Origin of the sequence: Protofrankia sp. CiP1_Cm_nod1, from assembly GCF_920888515.1 — a bacterium.
Taxonomy (GTDB): domain Bacteria; phylum Actinomycetota; class Actinomycetes; order Frankiales; family Frankiaceae; genus Protofrankia.
The window spans coordinates 1-16,925 of record NZ_CAKKTM010000317.1 but is presented as its reverse complement, the minus strand read 5'-3'; the positions used below and the strand labels follow the sequence as shown (position 1 = coordinate 16,925).

The 16,925-nt window shown below is 72.3% G+C and carries 17 protein-coding genes; 11 read left to right on the top strand and 6 right to left on the bottom strand.

The window, feature by feature from the left end; translation table 11 throughout:
• The coding region (locus NBX02_RS14160) for an HAD-IC family P-type ATPase (protein ID WP_250291693.1) at window positions 1–1,454 on the top strand (1,454 nt) is incomplete at its 5' end.
• A 228-nt stretch (window positions 1,455–1,682) separates the two neighbouring features.
• Window positions 1,683–2,903, top strand: coding sequence for a cytochrome P450 (locus NBX02_RS14155; protein WP_250284666.1), 1,221 nt, complete (start codon window positions 1,683–1,685; stop codon window positions 2,901–2,903).
• A gap of 72 nt (window positions 2,904–2,975) precedes the next feature.
• Here NBX02_RS14155 and NBX02_RS14150 read toward each other — a convergent pair whose 3' ends face one another.
• A complete protein-coding gene (locus tag NBX02_RS14150) occupies window positions 2,976–3,629 on the bottom strand; it encodes an ester cyclase (protein WP_250284665.1) in 654 nt (217 codons plus the stop codon).
• Between the two features lie 746 nt (window positions 3,630–4,375).
• Here NBX02_RS14150 and NBX02_RS14145 point away from each other — a divergent pair.
• The 3 genes from NBX02_RS14145 to NBX02_RS14135 are packed head-to-tail and all read left to right on the top strand — an operon-like array spanning window position 4,376 to window position 6,088.
• Window positions 4,376–4,597: a CbtB domain-containing protein gene (locus NBX02_RS14145; protein ID WP_250284662.1), complete on the top strand. Its 222-nt coding sequence runs from the start codon at window positions 4,376–4,378 to the stop codon at window positions 4,595–4,597.
• Window positions 4,598–4,610: 13 nt separating this feature from the next.
• Entirely contained in the window at window positions 4,611–5,408 is a 798-nt protein-coding gene (locus NBX02_RS14140; protein WP_250284660.1) for a CbtA family protein, read from the top strand.
• Window positions 5,405–6,088, top strand: a complete 684-nt coding sequence (locus tag NBX02_RS14135; protein WP_250284658.1) for a histidine phosphatase family protein — start codon at window positions 5,405–5,407, stop codon at window positions 6,086–6,088. The genes NBX02_RS14140 and NBX02_RS14135 overlap by 4 nt, the downstream gene beginning before the upstream one ends.
• 154 nt (window positions 6,089–6,242) lie before the next feature.
• On the opposite strand, the gene NBX02_RS14130 is transcribed toward NBX02_RS14135, so the two are convergent.
• Window positions 6,243–7,598, bottom strand: a complete 1,356-nt coding sequence (locus NBX02_RS14130) for a LuxR C-terminal-related transcriptional regulator (RefSeq protein WP_250284657.1) — start codon at window positions 7,596–7,598, stop codon at window positions 6,243–6,245.
• Window positions 7,599–7,636: 38 nt separating this feature from the next.
• The gene (locus NBX02_RS14125) at window positions 7,637–8,845 is read right to left on the bottom strand and encodes a LuxR C-terminal-related transcriptional regulator (protein WP_250291691.1); all 1,209 of its coding nucleotides are present in this window, start codon (window positions 8,843–8,845) and stop codon (window positions 7,637–7,639) included.
• A gap of 158 nt (window positions 8,846–9,003) precedes the next feature.
• Here NBX02_RS14125 and NBX02_RS14120 point away from each other — a divergent pair, with 158 nt between their 5' ends.
• The 6 genes from NBX02_RS14120 (at window position 9,004) to NBX02_RS14095 (ending at window position 13,554) form a co-directional block, all read left to right on the top strand.
• Window positions 9,004–9,393: a hypothetical protein gene (locus NBX02_RS14120; protein ID WP_250284654.1), complete on the top strand. Its 390-nt coding sequence runs from the start codon at window positions 9,004–9,006 to the stop codon at window positions 9,391–9,393.
• Entirely contained in the window at window positions 9,390–10,316 is a 927-nt protein-coding gene (locus tag NBX02_RS14115; protein WP_250291690.1) for a DUF7064 domain-containing protein, read from the top strand. The genes NBX02_RS14120 and NBX02_RS14115 overlap by 4 nt, the downstream gene beginning before the upstream one ends.
• The gene (locus tag NBX02_RS14110) at window positions 10,313–11,494 is read left to right on the top strand and encodes a phosphotransferase family protein (protein ID WP_250291687.1); all 1,182 of its coding nucleotides are present in this window, start codon (window positions 10,313–10,315) and stop codon (window positions 11,492–11,494) included. The genes NBX02_RS14115 and NBX02_RS14110 overlap by 4 nt, the downstream gene beginning before the upstream one ends.
• Window positions 11,491–11,664 carry a hypothetical protein gene (locus tag NBX02_RS14105; RefSeq protein ID WP_250284651.1) on the top strand — a complete coding sequence of 58 codons (174 nt, stop codon included), beginning with the start codon at window positions 11,491–11,493 and terminating at the stop codon, window positions 11,662–11,664. The genes NBX02_RS14110 and NBX02_RS14105 overlap by 4 nt, the downstream gene beginning before the upstream one ends.
• On the top strand, window positions 11,661–12,455 hold the full coding sequence (locus NBX02_RS14100; RefSeq protein WP_250284650.1) for an enoyl-CoA hydratase-related protein: 795 nt from the start codon (window positions 11,661–11,663) through the stop codon (window positions 12,453–12,455). Before NBX02_RS14105 ends, NBX02_RS14100 begins: the two co-directional genes overlap by 4 nt.
• Window positions 12,456–12,516: 61 nt before the next feature.
• On the top strand, window positions 12,517–13,554 hold the full coding sequence (locus NBX02_RS14095) for an LLM class flavin-dependent oxidoreductase (protein ID WP_250284647.1): 1,038 nt from the start codon (window positions 12,517–12,519) through the stop codon (window positions 13,552–13,554).
• On the opposite strand, the gene NBX02_RS14090 is transcribed toward NBX02_RS14095, so the two are convergent.
• The 3 genes from NBX02_RS14090 to NBX02_RS14080 form a co-directional block, all read right to left on the bottom strand.
• Entirely contained in the window at window positions 13,525–14,478 is a 954-nt protein-coding gene (locus tag NBX02_RS14090) for an ABC transporter permease (RefSeq protein WP_250291685.1), read from the bottom strand. The genes NBX02_RS14095 and NBX02_RS14090 overlap by 30 nt on opposite strands.
• Complete coding sequence (locus NBX02_RS14085; protein WP_250284643.1) at window positions 14,471–15,331, bottom strand: ABC-2 family transporter protein; 861 nt, start codon at window positions 15,329–15,331, stop codon at window positions 14,471–14,473. Before NBX02_RS14085 ends, NBX02_RS14090 begins: the two co-directional genes overlap by 8 nt.
• Before the next feature lie 136 nt (window positions 15,332–15,467).
• Window positions 15,468–16,562, bottom strand: coding sequence for an ATP-binding cassette domain-containing protein (locus tag NBX02_RS14080; RefSeq protein WP_250291683.1), 1,095 nt, complete (start codon window positions 16,560–16,562; stop codon window positions 15,468–15,470).
• Between the last annotated feature and the right edge of the window lie 363 nt (window positions 16,563–16,925).

Here is a 16,925-nt window from a genome sequence, read left to right as displayed (position 1 = left end):
GCGAGGCCGCCGGCGAGGCTGCCGGGGCCGGCCGGCTGGCTGGTGAGGTGCGCGAGGCGCTGCGGGCGCTGGCCGCCGCCGACCCGCGTCCCAACGCGAGCCTGGCCGCGGTCGCCGAGGCGTTCCCGAGCGGTCCGGACACCTGGGCCGCGACGGCGGCCGCGGCGTTCTCCTCCGCCCGGAAGTGGAGCGGGGCGAGCTTCGGCCGGCACGGGCACTGGGTGCTCGGCGCGCCCGACGTCCTGCTGCCGCCCGGGCACGCCGCGGTCGCCGAGGCCGACCGGCTGGCCTCCCGGGGGCTGCGGGTGCTGCTGCTCGGCCGGGCCGGCATCCCGGTGGACGTGCCGGGCGCGCCCGGCACGGTGGTCCCACTGGCGCTGCTCGTCATCGAGCAGAAGATCCGCGACGACGCCGCCGACACCCTGCGCTACTTCGCGGCGGAGAACGTCGAACTGAAGATCATATCGGGGGACAGCGCGCTGTCCGTCGCGGCGGTCGCCAGCACGCTCGGGATCGCCGGTGCCGACCGGCCGGTGGACGCCCGGACGCTGCCCGACGACGACATCCCCGCGCTGGCCGAGCGGATGGCGACGGGGTCGATCTTCGGCCGGGTGGCGCCGGACCAGAAGCGCGCCATGGTCAGGGCCCTGCAGTCCGACGGCCACACCGTGGCCATGACCGGCGACGGGGTCAACGACGTGCTCGCGCTCAAGGACGCCGACATCGGCGTGGCCATGGGCTCGGGCAGCCCCGCGGCCCGGGCGGTCGCGCAGATCGTCCTGCTGGACAACACCTTCGCCGCTCTCCCGCACGTCGTGGCCGAGGGACGGCGGGTGATAGGCAACATCGAGCGGGTGTCCGTCCTGTTCCTGACCAAGACGGTCTACTCGGTGCTGCTGGCCATCCTGATCGGGGCGGCGCAGCTGAGGTTCCCGTTCCTGCCCCGGCACGTGACGCTCATCGGCTGGTTCACCATCGGCGTCCCGGCGTTCTTCCTGGCGCTCGCGCCCAACACCGAGCGGGCCCGGGCCGGGTTCGTGCCGCGGGTCATGCGCCGGGCGGTGCCGGCGGGTGCCGTGGTGGCGGTGGCGAGCTTCGTGACCTACCTGCTCGTCCGCTCCGGCGGCGAGGGCACGCCCGAGCAGGAGAGCACCGCCGTCGTGATCACGCTTGTCATGATCGCAACATGGGTGCTGGCAGTGGTGGCCCGGCCGTATGCCTGGTGGAAGGTCCTGCTGGTGGCTGCCATGGCCGGTGGCTTCCTGCTGTGCCTGCTGCTGCCGGTGGGGCAGCGCGTCTTCGAGTTCGACACGTCGGACGCCGGCGTCGTCGCCGTGGCGGCCACCTGCGGCGCGGCCGGCATGGCCCTGGTGGAGCTCGTCTGGCGGCTGGTGGGGCACTTCTGGCCCGTGAACGCCGAGGGCACGGCCCACGGCCGGCCGTCCAGGCCCTGAACCACCGGGCCGGGCCGGGCGTGGCTGCCCGGGCTGCCGGGCCGGGCGTGGCGGGCGTGGGTGCCCGGGCTGCCGGGCCGGGCGTGGCGGGTGGTGTGGCCGACCACGCACGTGTGGGGGTGGGAAAAGGCGTCGGTCTCCCCGCCGGGCGCCGGCCGGCGCTGGTTCGATAGGCGAAGTGATGGTGGGGGCCGTGGGGGTGCTGGCCTGTCCCGGAAGGAGCCGACGGTGGTCCTGTCCCGCCGGATCGTTGGTGGCGCAGACTGTTTCGACCCCCACGACCCCGGGCTCGTCCACGACCCGTACCCCGTCTTCGCCGAACTGCGGGCGGCCGGCCGCCCGCTGTGGAGCGAACAGCTCGGGATGTGGCTGGCCGCCAGGTACCGCGACGCCGACGCGGTGCTGCGCCATCGCGCGCTGGGCAGGATCCACCCGCCGCGACAGCCCGAGGGCCTGTGGGCGCTGTTCAACCAGCTCGAGCGCGACTCGGTCCTCGGCTGCGAGCCGCCCAAGCACACCCGGCTGCGGGGCCTGCTCGGCAAGGCGTTCGTCCGCGGCAACATCGAGCGGCTGCGCCCGCACATCGAGGAGCTGTGCGGGGGCCTCCTCGACGGGCTGGCGGAAAGGGCCCGCGACGGCGAGCCGTTCGACCTGATCACCGACTACGCCGAACCGCTGCCAGTGATGATCATAGCCGAGCTGCTCGGTATCCCGGACGGCGACCGGCACCTGCTGCGCCCCTGGTCGGCGGCCATGATGAAGATGAACGAGTACGGGCGGACGCCCGCCGCGGAGGCCGCCGCCCGCGCCGCCGCGGCCGAGTTCGACGCCTTCGTCCGGGACCTCGCGGTGCGCCGCCGGCGCGGCCCCCGGGACGATGTGATCACCCATCTGGTCCAGGCGGAGCAGGACGGTGAGCAGCTCAGCGAGGACGAGCTGGTCGCCACGGTCGTGGTGCTGCTCAACGCCGGGCACGAGGCCAGCGTCAACTGCCTCGGCAACGGGATGGTCGTCCTGCTGAACCATCCCGACCAGCAGCGGCGGCTGGCCGAGCGGCCGCTGGAGCTCGCCGCCACCGCGACCGAGGAGTTCCTGCGCTTCGACTCCCCGCTGCACCTGTTCGAACGGACCGCGATGGCGGACGTCGAGATCGGCGGGGCGGTCATCCGGGCGGGGGAGCGGATCGCCGCCCTGCTCGGCTCGGCCAACCGGGACGGCGAGATGTTCGAGCGGGCCGACGAGTTCGACATCGGCCGGGAGCCGAACCCGCACATCGCCTTCGGCGGCGGGGTCCACTTCTGCGTGGGCGCGCCGCTGGCCCGGGTGGAGGTGGCGATCGCCGTACGCTGCCTGATCGAACGCTTCCCGCGGCTGCGTCCGGCCGGCACACCGGTACGGCGTCCGGCATTCGTCCAACGCGGCTGGACCCGCGTGCCGGTGGCCGTCTGACGGCGCGGCGGTTTCCGTGAACCGTCGCGGGTGGGCGCGGCATGCGGGCAGGTGTATGCCGCGCCCGGGATCTCACGCCGGATGGCTGCCCGCGAGCCGGCTGAGGAAAGCGGTGTTGTCGTAGAAGTTCTCGACCTCGACCAGCCTGAGGTCGTCCGCGCAGCGGGCCACGGTGACACCGAAGATCTCGATGCGCTCACCGGTCGGGGGCGCCTCTTTGTACGGCCCGCTGAAGGTGCCCCAGTGCCGCCATTTGAACGCGATCACGGGCGGTGGTGAGTAGACGTCCAGCACCTCCCAGAAGAAGCCGCCGGGGAAGGCTTTGTGGAACACCTCGTGGGAGGACTCGAAGGTTTCGTTCCCCGCCGAGTAGTGGGGGTTCTCGCCGATGAGGATGTTGTAGCTGCCCTTTTCCGCGAGGTCGGCGGCGGTGGCCGCCGGGCCGCCGTTCACCTGGACCCGCAGCCGTTCGGTCACCATGCTGACCCACTGGGCTGGATCCTTCTTGTGCGAGAGCTCCATCTCGAATACCTGGACCACCTTCTCGACGATGTCCGCGAGCGAGCCCTCGGCATGCTGGCAGGTGCGTTCCCGGGGCATTGTCTCCCGGGAGTGGCGGTAGTCCGGTGGTGCCCCGTCGCGCCACCGGACGCCAGCGGAGCCGGCAATGACGGCGTCCCGGCCCTGAACATGCAGCGGCTGGTTCCCGGCGGTTCTGTCGCTCACCGCTATCCTCCTGTTCCTGCCGTCTGGCCAAGGTTTTCGGGGAGCGTTGTCCCGAAGCTTTTCCGTGTTCTTCCGGGCCACGTCGCGGCGTGGTTCCGGGCGGAAATCTCCCTGCTGGCTCGCGCTGTTGGATGGCACGGGATTCAGGGGTTCCGACAGAATACGGGAAGCGGTGTCGAGTGTATCGTCCTCCCGGTCCGGTTTCTTCCTGGGAACGCCGGACATGTTGCCGTTTCCCGCGGGTCCTTGGTACGCCGTGGCGGCAGCCGTCAGGCCCATTGCGGACGACGGTCCGGTAGCCGTTCGGGAGGTGCTCGCGCGATGCGGCGGCCGGCAGCCGTCCGCCGGCCTCCCGCGGTGGTGATCATTTATGTCCCGTGCGTCACTGGTTGCTCTCTGTATTTATATGAACGCCGAGCGCGTCGAACTCGAGAGGCGGGATCGAGTTCCACTTCGGATGAACAATTCGGACACAGCGGTAACAATGGACATCATGGAATGCTCACGGATGGCCCGCCGGTCGCCGGCGGGCCATCCGTGAGCCGAGCAGGCTTGACTGCGAGGTCGGCTGCTGCTTTTCTCAGACTGTTCGAGTCGGTGGAAGCCGGTGTGAATCCGGCACGGTCGCGCCACTGTCACCGGCGTCGCCCCCAGGGCGGCACCGGAAGTCAGACCCATCGTCGGACGAGCGTCACCGAACAAGCCCTGCCCGAGTGGAACGCGTGATTCCTGTGGAGGTTCCCGCCATGGCACACCCAGGCGTTCTGGACGCCCCTGCCGCCCCCGCGCCGCTGCCGACGATCCCGCTGAGCGAACTGGCCCCGTTCGCGCTCTTCGGGTCGCTGCTGGCGCTGGTCCTGCTCTACTTCGTCGGTGCGGAGCAGGGCGCGGTGTCGCTCGTGGCCGGCAGCAACGTCCACGAGTTCGTGCACGACGCGCGTCACCTGCTCGGCTTCCCCTGCCACTGAGCGGGGGCGCGACATGGTTCGCACGCTGCTGATCCGCGGGATGCTGGTCGGCGTGGCCGCCGCCGTCCTCGCCTTCGTCGTCGCGAAGGTCTTCGGGGAGAGCCAGGTCGGCCTCGCGATCGCGTTCGAGGCGGCGCACGAGGCGCCCGGGGCCCCCGCCGAGCCGGAGGTGGTGTCCCGCACGGTGCAGAGCACCATCGGCCTGTTCACCGGGCTGCTGGCGTTCGGGGTCGCCGTCGGCGGGCTGTTCTCCCTCGCCTACGCCGTCGCGCAGGGCCGGCTGGGAGCGCTGCGCGCCCGCACGACCGCGGGGCTGGTAGCCCTCGCCGGTTTCGCGGGGATGTACCTGCTGCCCAGCCTGAAGTACCCGGCCAACCCGCCGGCGGTCGGCAATCCGGACACGATCGCCGATCGCACCAGTCTGTACTTCGCCGCGATGCTGATCGCGCTGGCCGTGGTCGCCGGCGGTTTCGTGGCCGCCCGGCGGCTTGCCCCCCGGTTCGGCTCGTGGGACGCGGCACTGCTGGCGCTGGCCGGCGGTCTGGTCGTCATCGGCCTCGCCTACTACGCCCTGCCGGCGGCGGACGAGACACCGGAAGGCTTCCCGGCGGACGTGCTGTGGCGGTTCCGGGTCGATTCCCTGGCGATCCAGGCGACGTTGTGGGCCACCGTCGGGCTGCTCTTCGGGGCTCTGACGGAACGCGCCAACCGCCCCGCCCCGGTCCGGGCACCGGGTGCCACGCCGGTATCGACGCTGGTGGGGGAAGCTCCGACGGCCCCAGGCGGATCACCGGTCGCCACCGGGGCGTGAGTGCGGGCGGGCCGCTGCGGCTGACCCTGGTCAGCCACGCCCGGACCGCCGCCGTGCGAGCGGCGCGCTTCGGCGCCGACGACGACACCATCGACGACGCCGAAGCCCGCCGGGCCGCCGCCGCGGCCACAGCGCACACGACGCACATGCCCGAGCACACGTCCGAAATGTCACGCACCCCCTTCGGACGGGTGCTGCGCGGTGGGCGGGCCTGGTGCGACCGCTCCCTGCGCACCCGCCAGACAGCTCAGGCGCTGGGCCTGTCGGCCACGCCCGACCCGGCCCTGCGCGACCTCGACGTCGGGGCCTGGGCGGGCCGCTCGCTCGACGAGATCAGCCCCGCGGACCTGCGGCTGTGGACCGGGGATCCGGCCGCGGCGCCGCACGGCGGCGAATCCGTCGTGGACCTGCTCGACCGCGTCGCGGCCTGGCTGGCCGCCCGTGCCACCGACCCGGAGCACGTGATCGCCGTGACCCACCCGGCGGTCGTCCGGGCCGTGCTGGTCACGGCGCTGCGATCGCCACCGGAGGTGTTCTGGCGCGTCGACGTCCCACCACTGTCCGCGACCCTCCTGCACGGCCGCCTGCCAGCCACCCCCACCTCACTCGGGCACGCGGGCGGCAAAGCCGGCACGGGAAGCATGGTGTGGACCCTGCGACACGCCTGCATGCCACTGTAAGACCAGCAGTTCACGGCACAGTGCGCAAGCTGTCCTGTCTCTCCTGCGCCGAGGACCCGACCATGCTCTGTGACCGTGATGGTGGCGTGCGGCGTGCCGCGGTGGGCGCTGTCGTCGTGATGGCTGCCGTTGCCCGGAGCCTTTCAGCCGCTGGTCATGGCGGGTTGGGTGTGTGGCGCAGGTGGATGGCGATGGCGTGGGAGCGGTTTGCGGCCCCGAGCTTGCGCAGGATGGCGCGGACGTGGCTCTTGACGGTCGCGGCTGAGATGACGAGGCGTTCGCCGATCTGTTCGTTGGGCAGGCCGGCGCACATCAGGTCGGCGACCTCGCGTTCACGGCTCGTGAGGATGCCCGGTGACTCCTCGGGGGCGTCCACCGGCGGGCTGGCGGTGTCGGGCTCGTAGCGCCCGGGCGCGCGCGGCACGGTGGGGAGAAGATCGATGGCGTGGTCGGGCGGCGCGGTGTCGAGGCCCTGGCGCTGGGCGGCCCGCTGGACCAGACGCCGTTGCGTGTCGAGACGCTGCCGGTGGACCGCGCGTTCGTAGACACGCCCGAAGCCCTCGGCGAAGGCCCAGGCCACCTCGAGGTCGTCGCGGTCGACCTCGCGCGCCTCGCCCGAACGGTCGAGGTGCAGCAGGCCGATCACGGTGTCGGCCGGGGCGATCGGGGCGACCACGAACGAGCTGGTCAGCAGCCGGCGCAGCGCAGGGTGGACGCGGGGATCGCTCGCCGGACGCTCGACGAGGGCCGGGCGTCTCTCGGCCACGACCTCGGCCTCCAGCGGAAGGCGCTCGACGGGCATCGGGCCGAGCTCGTGCCACGCCGCCGTGGTGCCCGTGCCGCTGGCCGTGCCAGCCGAGACCGCCGTGCCGGCCGAGATGACCGTGCCGGCCGAGATGACCGTGCCGGCCGAACTGCTCCGGCCGGCCGGCCCGGCCCGGCCGGCCGAGCCGGTTCCGCCGGCCGGGACGGTCGTGTCGGCCGATCGCCAGGGGGACCAGACACCGTCGCTGACCCGGCTGAGCATCGCGCGCCGCACACCGCAGCTACGCAGCGCCTCGACGCAGGCGCGGTCGAGCAGATGTGCTGGATCCGCCACCGGCCGCAGGCGCTCCAGCCCGCGCCGCAGGGCCGCCCGGCGCGCGGATCTGCGGGTCAGGATGTGGCGGCTGAGGTGGCGTTCGAGCTCGAGGGCGCGCAACAGGTCGTCACGGATCTCCGGATCGACCGGGCCCGTCCGCCGGCGAAGCTCGCTCAGGGCCTGGTCGGCTGTCGCGCGCAGCTGGCGCAACACCTCGACGGGCTGGCTCCGGCCGGGCTGGCGCGGGTGCGGCGGCAGCGCGAGCCCCCATGAGCGCTGGGCACGCTGGGTGAGCCGGGCGGCCTCGGCGATGACCTGCCGTTCGCTGGGATCACGCCGTCCGCCGGCCGGGTGCGCCGACGCCGCCGGCGGTGCCGGGGACGCCGGCGGTGCCGCCGGCGCTGGCGGTGTCGAAGGTGGCGGCGGCATGGGCGTCCTTTCCGGCGGCATGTCCGGCGGCACGGCCGTCACCGGCCTCGCATGCGTAGGTAGCGGGCGGCGGCTTCGGCCCGGCTGGTCGCGCCCAGCTTGCGCAGGACGTGCGCGACGTGTGTCTTGACGGTCTGTTCGCCGAGCACGAGCTCACGGGCGATGCCGCTGTTGGTCTCCCCGGCGACGATGAGGTCGAGCACCTCGCGCTCGCGGGTGCTCAGCAGTGCGATCCGTCCTGGCGGTGGGGTGCTGTCCCGGTGATCCTCCTCCTCCTCCTCCGGGTCGTCCTCGGGCGTGGGCGGCAGCTGGAGGCGCAGCTCGGCGTCGCTGACCGCGTCGAGGTCACGCGCGAGCGCGAGCTGGGCCGCCTGGAGGCGGGCGCGGCGGTGCTGGAGCTCCTCCGCGAAGACGGCGCGTTCGTACAGCAGCCCGACGTGTTCGGCGAAGAGCACGATGTTGTCGAGGTCGTCCTGGGTGACCGGATGGTCCTGCCCGCGGCGGTCGGCGTGCAGGAAGCCGATGACGCGGCCGCTGGGCATGAGGGGCGCGCCGACGTAGCCGCGCGCACCGGCGATCGTGACGAAGGCCTCGTGGCAGCGCGGGTCACCGGCCGCGTCGGCCACGAGGATGCCGATGCGCCGGCGCACCATCTCGGTCTCGAGCAGCATGTGCCGGAGGGGCAGCGTGGGCTCGTCCCCGAACGCGCGCCGGAACGCGTCGGTGTCCGGGTCGGCCCCCGGCGGCGGCAGGATCGGGATCCACTCGGAGTGGTGGACGCGTGAGATCATCGCCCGGGCGAACCCGCATGCCCGGGTGAGTTCGGGCGGGACGCGCTCGAGCAGTGCGGCGCTGGAGGCGCACCGGCGCAGCCGGCCGAGGGCCCGGTGGATCCCGACGCGCGCGCGGTCGCCCATCCAGAGGTTCTGTTCCTCGCACGCGCGCAGCTCGTCCGCCGTGCGTACGAGGGTTTCCAGCTCCTCAAGGCCGGCAGAGCCGGCGGGAGCTGCGGAGCCGGCAGAGCCGGCGGAGGCCACCGGGCCGGCAAGGCCGGCGGGGGCCGCAGGGCCGGCAAGGCCGGCGGGGGCCGCAGGGCCGGGGGAGTCAAGGGGGCCGGGGGAGGAGGCCTGGGCGCGCACGGCCGCGATGTGCTGGTCCAGCTCCGTCCAGAGCTGTTTCTCGACGTAGCCACGGACCGCCCGGGCCCGCGCGCGCTGGCTGCGGATGCGCTGCGGCAGCTCGTCCACTGCCTGGCAGCGTAGCGCAGCTACGTGACACAGGGCGTGCGCATCACAGGGCGGAGCTGTCTACGCCCAGAGGGGGAGGGCGTTCACTCGCCGGGCCGTAGCCCCCGATCAACAACGGTGGCAGCGTCCTGGGGTGCTACCGGAGGAGGCACGGGCCCATGAGCGTGGCAGCCACACGACCAACGACCGCACCGCCAAACAGCACATCACCAGTCAGCGGACCACTGAACACCACGATCCAGTCGATCTTATCCGAGCCCACACTGTGCCAGGCGTTCTTACGGGTGGCGGACGCCAACGCCGACCACCTGGCGCTGAGCGGCTTCGGCGAGATCCTCGTCGGCGGCGTCACGGTCATGCCCGGCTACTTCGAGGACGCGGTGCGGCGGGGCAACCAGAGGCTCGCGCGGATCGAGCAGGCCGAACGCCGGAAGGTGCTCGACCACGACTGGGTGCCCGGAGGCGACGAGCTGACCCCGACGGCGAAGCTTAGGCGCAGGCCCGTCGAAGAGCGTTACGCCAAGATCATTGAGGGACTCTACGCATGAGCGTCACGTCCGCCACCGGCCACATCGTCGAGAGCGACGACCTGCGCCACCGGGTCGCGCCGGGTGTGAAGACCCGCGACAGCCTGTTCTGGACCCTGGTCCTGCCCGACGAGCGGATCGCCGCGCAGGTGTACGTCTGGACCGACGGGCGCGGTGTCGCCGGCCGGCAGGTCTGCGTCTACTTCCCCGACCGCGAGCGGAACGTCGTCCTGGGCGCCTTCAACGTCGAACTGGGCGACGCCAGCGAGCTGGACGACTGGCACTGCGCGGGCCTGTACCTGCGCCAGCCCGATCCGCTGCGCACCGCCGAGATCGTTTTTGCCGGCGACGAGGTGAGCATCGACTACCGTTTCGAGGCCAGCCACCGGCCCTTCAGCTACCGCGAGAACCCGGCGGGCTGCCCGCCGTGGATGGCGGCCAACCGCTTCGAGCAGGCCGGGCGCGCGTCGGGCACCCTACGGATCGGCGAGCGGGTCATCCCGTTCGCGGACGTGTGGGCGCACCGCGACCACTCCTGGGGCCGGCGGCACTGGAGCGCGGTGCAGCACTGGAAGTGGCTCGCCGCCGGTACCCCGTCGGGCGCGGAGCTCAACGCGATGTTCCACATCGCACGCGGCGAACTGGGCGTCAACGGCTACGTGCTGCGCGGCGGCGAACCGGTGGCGATCGTCGACAGCCGCCACCACGCCACCTACGACAAGGACATGGGCCAGGAGAGCCTGGAAGCCGAGCTGACCGACGCCCACGGCGGGACGACGCACCTGTGGATGCGGCGCTACGCCATCCTGCACCTGCCCGTCGGCTCCGACACGCTGATGTCCGAGGCTGCCTGCCAGGTGACCATCGACGGCGAGGCCGGCGCCGGGCAGTTCGAGACGCTGTGGCCCCGCGGCTACCTGAAGCGGCTGGTCGACGCGCAGTGAGCGCATCCTCCGAGACCGCCCCGCCCGCCGAGACCATCGGGGCCGTCCCGCCCGCCGGGGCTGCCCTGCCCGCCGGGGCTGCCCTGCCCGCCCTGCCCGCCGGGGCCGTCCCGTCCGCCGGGCCTGTCCCACCTGTCGAGGCCGTTGCGTCCGGCGGGAGCGCGCCGCCCTTCGACGTCGGCCGGCTCGAGGCCTACCTGCGCGGTCTTGGGCTGTGCCGTGGGCCGATCACGCTGCGGCGCATCGGTGAGGGCCACTCCAACCTGACCTACCTGGTGTCCGACGGCGAGTGTCGGGTGGTGGTGCGCCGGCCACCGCCACCGCCGATCCCGCCGGGCGGCCACGACGTCGTCCGCGAGGCGCGGGTGCAGCGGGCGCTGGGGGACGAACCGGTCCCGGTGCCGCGGATCCTCGCCGTCGAAGAGTCCACCGCGGTGATCGGCGCGCCGTTCTACGTCATGGCACACGTCGCCGGGATCGTCGCCACCACCCGCACGCCACCGGCGCTCGACACGCCGGCCGGCAGGCGCGCGGTCGGTGAGGCGCTCGTCGACACGCTCGCCGCGCTGCACCGCGTCGACCACGCAGCCGCGGGCCTCGGGGATTTCGGGCGGCCCTCCGGCGACGTCACGCGTCACCTGCGGCGCTTCGCGCGGATCGTCGACCCCGACGGGCACGGCCTGCCGGGGGAGCTCGGCGCGCTGCTGGACTGGCTGGTGGACGACCCGCCGGCGCCGGCCGCGCCGGCGATCGTCCACGGCGACTTCCGGCTGGGCAACGTCATGCTCGCCGCCGGCCCGCCCGCCCGGCTGGTCGCCGTGCTCGACTGGGAGCTGGCGACGATCGGCGACCCGCTGCGCGACGTCGGCTACCTGCTGGCCACCTACGCGGTGCCCGGCGAGCCACCGCACGCGCTGACCGAGATGAGCGCGGCGACCCTCGCCGACGGCTACCCCTCCCGCGCCGAGCTGGCCGCCCGCTACGCGGCCGCCACCGGCACCGAGGTGCCCGACGTCGACTGGTACACGGCGATGGCCCTGTGGAAGCTCGCCGTCCTGTTCGAGTACCAGCGCCGCCGGGTGGCCGACGGGATCGGCGACGCCTACTACTCCCGGCCCGGCCTCGTCGAGGGCTTCCTCGCCGCGGCCCGGCCCCTCACGACAGGAGCGAACCTGTGATCGCCTTACCCGTCGGAACCGGCATCGAGGCGTTCGCCTGCCGGGACCGCGGCCGCGCCGAGCGCCGCGAAGCCTTCACCCGGCCGCGCCGCGGCCTTTCGAACCTCACCAACGTCTCGGACGTCACCAACGGGATGCGCGGGGTGCCGGCGACCTGGGCGGTGAAATGAGCCAGGCTGCGGACAAGGTCCTCTACGAGAAGAAGGGGCCGATCGCGTACGTCACGCTGAACCGGCCCGAGAAGCACAACGCGATCGATCCCGATGCCAACGAACGCCTGCGGGAGATCTGGACGGACTTCCGTGACGACGAGGAGATCCGCCTGGCGATCCTCACCGGTGCCGGGGACAAGGCGTTCTGCGCCGGGGCGGACCTGTCGACGATGGTCGGGCACTGGACGGGCGCCGGGCCGAGCCTCGGCCGCGAGGCGCTGCCCAGGGGCTTCGCTGGCGGGATCACCCGCGGGCTGCACCGCACGAAGAAGCCCGTCATCGCCGCGCTGAACGGCTACGTCATCGGCGGCGGCCTGGAGCTCGCGCTGGCCTGCGACATCCGCGTCGCCGCCGAGCACTGCGTGTTCGGCTCGTTCGAGCTACGCCGCGGGATGCACCCCGCCGACGGCGGCATCGTGCGCCTGGTGAACATCTGCGGCGCGGGGATCGCGCTCGAGTTGGAGCTGACCGGCGAGCCGATCGACGCCCGGCGGGCGTTGCAGTGCAACCTCGTCTCCCGGGTCGTGCCCGCCTGCGAGCTGATGGCCTGCGCGGAGGACCTCGCGGCAAAGATCCTGCGCAACCCGCAGCGCGCCGTGGAGTCGGCGAAGGACACGATCCTCGAAGTCATCGGGCGGCCGCTGGAGGACCAGCTCCGCATCGAAGCGCTCTACGGCTATTCGATCATGGATAATCCGGAGATCGACGCCGAGCGCAAGCGCTTCCTCGCCGAAGGCGACCCGCGATGACCGGCCGCTCCGCCGCCGGCAGCCACCCCGCCGCGTTCGCCGGGCGCATACAGGAGCAGTCGTGACTGAAGCGGTCAACATCGGCCTGTCGATCTTCAGCGACGACCTCGCGCGGTACCCGGCGCCCGAACGCCGCCGGCTGCTCGGGCTGGCGGCCGAGGCCGGGCTGGGGCACCTGCACTGCGGCGACCACGTGAGCTTCCACGGCGGCTACGGCTGGGACGGCCTGACCAACGCCACGATGCTGCTCAACCTGCAGGACGAGCTGCCCGTGCACGTCGGCATCTACCAGCTGCCGCTGCGCCACCCGACCACCGTCACCCGGCAGCTGTCGACGGTGTGCGAGATGCACCCGGGCCGGCTCGTGCTCGGCGTCGGTGTCGGCGGCGACGACCGCAGGGAGATGGAGGTCTGCGGCGTCGACCCGCGCACCCGCGGTAAGCGGACGGACGAGAGCCTGCGGATCATCCGCCGTCAGATGACCGGTGAGGCCGTGACGTTCGCCGGCGAGATCTTCAACCTGGTCGACGCGGCGGTGCACCCGGTGGTCGATCCGCCCGTGCCGCTGCTCGTCGGCGGCCGTGGCGACGCGGCCCTGCGCCGGACCGCCAGCCTCGGCGACGGCTGGCTGGCCATCTGGGCCTCCCCGCGGCGGGTGCGCTCCTTCATCGAGCAGGTCGACGAGGAGGCGGCGCGCATCGGCCGCACCGGCGTCGCCTGGCGCCATGGCATCATCGTCTGGTGCGAGTTCGGGCCGGACCCCGACCGTGCCGCGCACCGGCTGGCCGAGAACATGCGGAACGTCTACAAGCTGCCCCGCGAGGCCTTCGAGAAGTGGTCGCCGGCCGGGCCGCCCGAGGCCGTCGCCGAGTTCTGCGCCCCGTACCTGGACACCGGGATCACCGACCTGACCTTCATCACCCAGGGTGAGGATCTGGCCGCCTCGATCCAGTCCACCGCCGAGGTCCGGAAGCTCCTGGGCCTGCCCGTCCCGGTGTCAGTGACGCGCCCGGCCCCGGGCGGGACGCATCCGGCCCGGGGCGAGACGTGCTCGGCCCGGGCCGAGAGATCAGCTACCGGTGGAGCGGTAGTGGCGTAGACCGGCGCGCCAGGCCACGGCGGCGAGGGTCAGCAGGACGGCGGCCACCAGCGGGGAGGCGAAACGGAACACGGACGGCAGGCCCAGCGGGTCGGGCTTGCCGAGCACGTACAGGGCGGGCTGCCAGTTGAGGAACGCCAGCGGGACGAGGAAGGTCAGCAGCCGCATCCCGTCCCGGCCGTAGATCGACATCGGGTACTGGGTCAGGAAGCTCCCGCCGTAGGTGACCGCGTTCATCGCCTCCGCGGCCTGCTCGACGGCGAACTGGAACGCCGCCCCGGCGATCCAGACCGCGCTGAAGATACCGACCCCACAGATAATCATAGTGGCGACGAGCAGGACGCGGCCAGGGGTCCAGGGCACGTCCAGCCCCGCGAGGGACAGCGCGAGAACGCCGACACCCTGGACGATCCCACCGAGACGGCGCGGGGAGAAACCGTCCGTGGCGACCTGCACGAGCAGCCCGGCCGGCCGGACCAGCATCACGTCGAGGCTGCCGTCCCGGATGCGTTCGCCGACCCGTTCCAGCGTCCCGAAGAACATGTTGGACACGGCAAAGGCGGTGCAGGACGTCCCGAAGAGGAAACCCACCTCGGCAAGGCCGAAACCGGCCAGGTGCGGCACGCGGGTGAACAGCACGCCGATCACCGCGATGTCCAGCCCGGTCGCCAGGAACTGCCCGACGGCCAGCAGCAGCACCGAGGCGCGGTACTGCCAGGCCACCCGCGTCCAGGCCGCCGCGAACAGCAGATAGTGCCGCACCGCTTCGTACCGGCGGCTCCGGCCGGGATGTTCGTCCCGGCTGTGCCGCTTGTTGCGGCAGGGATGTTCATCCCGGCTGGGCCGTTCGTGCTGGCTGGAACGTTCGTCCGAGCTGTGCCGGTTGTTCCTGCGGCCGGGGCGGGCCGCGCTGTTGTCAGCCACCCTGGACGACCAGCTTCCGGGTGGCGTGGGCGGTGAGCGCGCGGCCGGCCGCGAGGAGCGCGACGGCCCAGCCCACCTGGAACGCGATCGCCGCGACCAGCGACGCGCCGGTCCGGTTGCCGAGCAGGACGTCCGCCGGTATCTGCATCATCGCGGCGAAGGGCAGCGCCTCGGCAAGGTCCCGCAGCACTCCCGGCATGATCGTCAACGGCATGGAGATGCCGGAGAAGAACACCGTGAACAGGGTGTAGGCGCTTTCCAGCCCTCGCTGGTCGAGCAGCCAGAAGGTCGTGAGGGCGATCAGGTAACGCAGCCCGAAACTGACCAGGAAACCCAGGACCACGGACACGGCGAACAGCCCCCACACGCCGGCGGCATCCCACACACCGGCGGCGGACGCCGTGCCCGCGGCGGCGGCCGGGCTTGCGGGCGTCGGCAGGCGCAGGTCGAACAGGAGGGCCGCGACCAGCGTGGGCGGCAGTCCCCGGGTGAGCAGCTGGACGGCGGCGCGCCCGGCGTCGTCCGCCAGCCACCAGGTCTGGAAGCCCACCGGCCGAGCCATGTCCATCGCGACGGCGCCGGAACGGATGCGCTCGGGCAGGTCGATGCCGCCGCCGAACAGCGCCATCGACGTGATCAGCCCCTGCCCGAGGAAGACGAACGTCACGACGCCGCTGGTGTCGTACCCGCCGAGGCCGGGCCGCTGGTGCCACACCTGGAGCAGGACGTAGGCGCGGATGATCCCGAACACGGTGTTGGTGAACGCGCCCGCGACCGTGGCGGCCCGGTAGCCGGCATATCGCCGAGCGCTGTACCGGGCGACCGCGAGATAGGTGCCGACACCCCCTCTCACCGCGACGCCACTGTCAGCGATGCCGTCGCTGATGACGCTGCCGTCGCTGATGACGCCGCCGTCGGTGATGCCGTTTCTCGCGGTGCCGCTGCCGACAGTGCCGCTGCGGGTGGTATAGCTCTCAGCGATGTCGCGGTCACGGGTTCCTCGCGCCCGAGGAGTCCACGATGCCCGGGGAACTCGCGGCGCCCGAGGAGTTCACGCTGCCCGAGGTGCTCACGCTGCCTGCGGTGCCCGAGGTGCCCGAGGTGTACAGCCGGGTGATGATCTCCTCGATCGCCGGTTCGCGGATGGACAGGTCGACCAGCGGGTACCGGTCGGCCACGGCGGCGACCAGTGGCGCCGCGCTCTCGCCCGCCGGGAACGCCAGCCACTGGCGGGGCCCGTCCACCTCGACCACCCGGGTACCGGCCACGTCGATCGGCGGCCAAGGCTCGGCCAGGTCGACGACCAGGACGCGCTCCCCGCCGATCTGGGCGCGCAGGTCCGCCAGCCGCCCGTCGAAACCCAGCCGGCCGTGGTCGATGACGAGCACCCGCGGGCACATCTGCTCGATGTCGGTCATGTCGTGGGTGGTGAGCATGATGGTGGTCCCGCGCTCCCGGTTGAGCGCGGTGAGGAAGCCGCGTACGGCGGCCTTGGAGACGACGTCGAGACCGATCGTCGGCTCGTCCAGATACACGATCTCCGGGTCGTGCAGCAGCGCGGCCGTGAGATCGCCGCGCATGCGCTGACCGAGCGAGAGCTGCCGGACGGGCGTGTCAAGAAAAGAGGCGAGCTGTAACAGCTCGACAAATTGGTCGAGGTTTTCCTGATACCGTCCCGCCGGGATTCGGTAAATACGCCGGAGCAGATCGAAGCTGTCCCGCAACGGCAGATCCCACCACAGCGTCGTACGCTGCCCGAAAACCACCCCCAGCCGACGCGCCAGTTCCGTGCGCTGTCGGGACGGGTCAAGACTGCAGACCCGGATGCGCCCGGCGCTGGGCACCAGAATCCCGATCAACATCTTGATCGTCGTGGACTTCCCCGCCCCGTTCGGCCCCAGATACCCGACCATCTCCCCGGCGTCGACCCGGAAGGTCAGGTCACTCACAGCGGCAACGTCCACCCGCTCCCGCCGCACCCGCCCGGCCCTGCGCCGCACCACAAAGGTCTTCCCGACCCCGTCCACCTCGATAACAGGCCCGGGCCCCACGCCCCTGCCCGCAGCCTCCGCACCCGCGCCCACCGCCCGCCCGTCTACACCGGGATCACCCAGGCCATCCCCACCGCCCCACCCACCCGGTGCGGCTGCCGACGAGGGAAAGGCGGTAGTCACAACTGATCATAATACCGCCTCGCCCAGCCGCCTCCAGCAACGGCCACCATCACGGGCGGCACCACCTACCGTGTTTGGCCCGAGCCCCACAGCCAAACTCTCTCTGTTCGCGGGAAATACGGATCGGCGTCACCCTCCCATGGCCCGAACAGCTGCAGTCCGATTCCTTTTTTGCCCACGCGGAGACAACATCCTGGGGCTTCAAGACGAAAGGAGCACCCGTCCGGCTCGATTTTTGCCCGCATGGGAACGGCTGGTCGGCCGGTGGGTTCC

Bases quoted from the DNA above. Each gene is read 5' to 3' on its own strand.
- NBX02_RS14145 (WP_250284662.1), top strand. From the start codon at position 4,376: ATGGCACACCCAGGCGTTCTGGACGCCCCTGCCGCCCCCGCGCCGCTG.
- NBX02_RS14130 (WP_250284657.1), bottom strand. From the start codon at position 7,598: ATGCCGCCGCCACCTTCGACACCGCCAGCGCCGGCGGCACCGCCGGCG.
- NBX02_RS14120 (WP_250284654.1), top strand. From the start codon at position 9,004: ATGAGCGTGGCAGCCACACGACCAACGACCGCACCGCCAAACAGCACA.
- NBX02_RS14100 (WP_250284650.1), top strand. From the start codon at position 11,661: ATGAGCCAGGCTGCGGACAAGGTCCTCTACGAGAAGAAGGGGCCGATC.
- NBX02_RS14140 (WP_250284660.1), top strand. From the start codon at position 4,611: ATGGTTCGCACGCTGCTGATCCGCGGGATGCTGGTCGGCGTGGCCGCC.
- NBX02_RS14115 (WP_250291690.1), top strand. From the start codon at position 9,390: ATGAGCGTCACGTCCGCCACCGGCCACATCGTCGAGAGCGACGACCTG.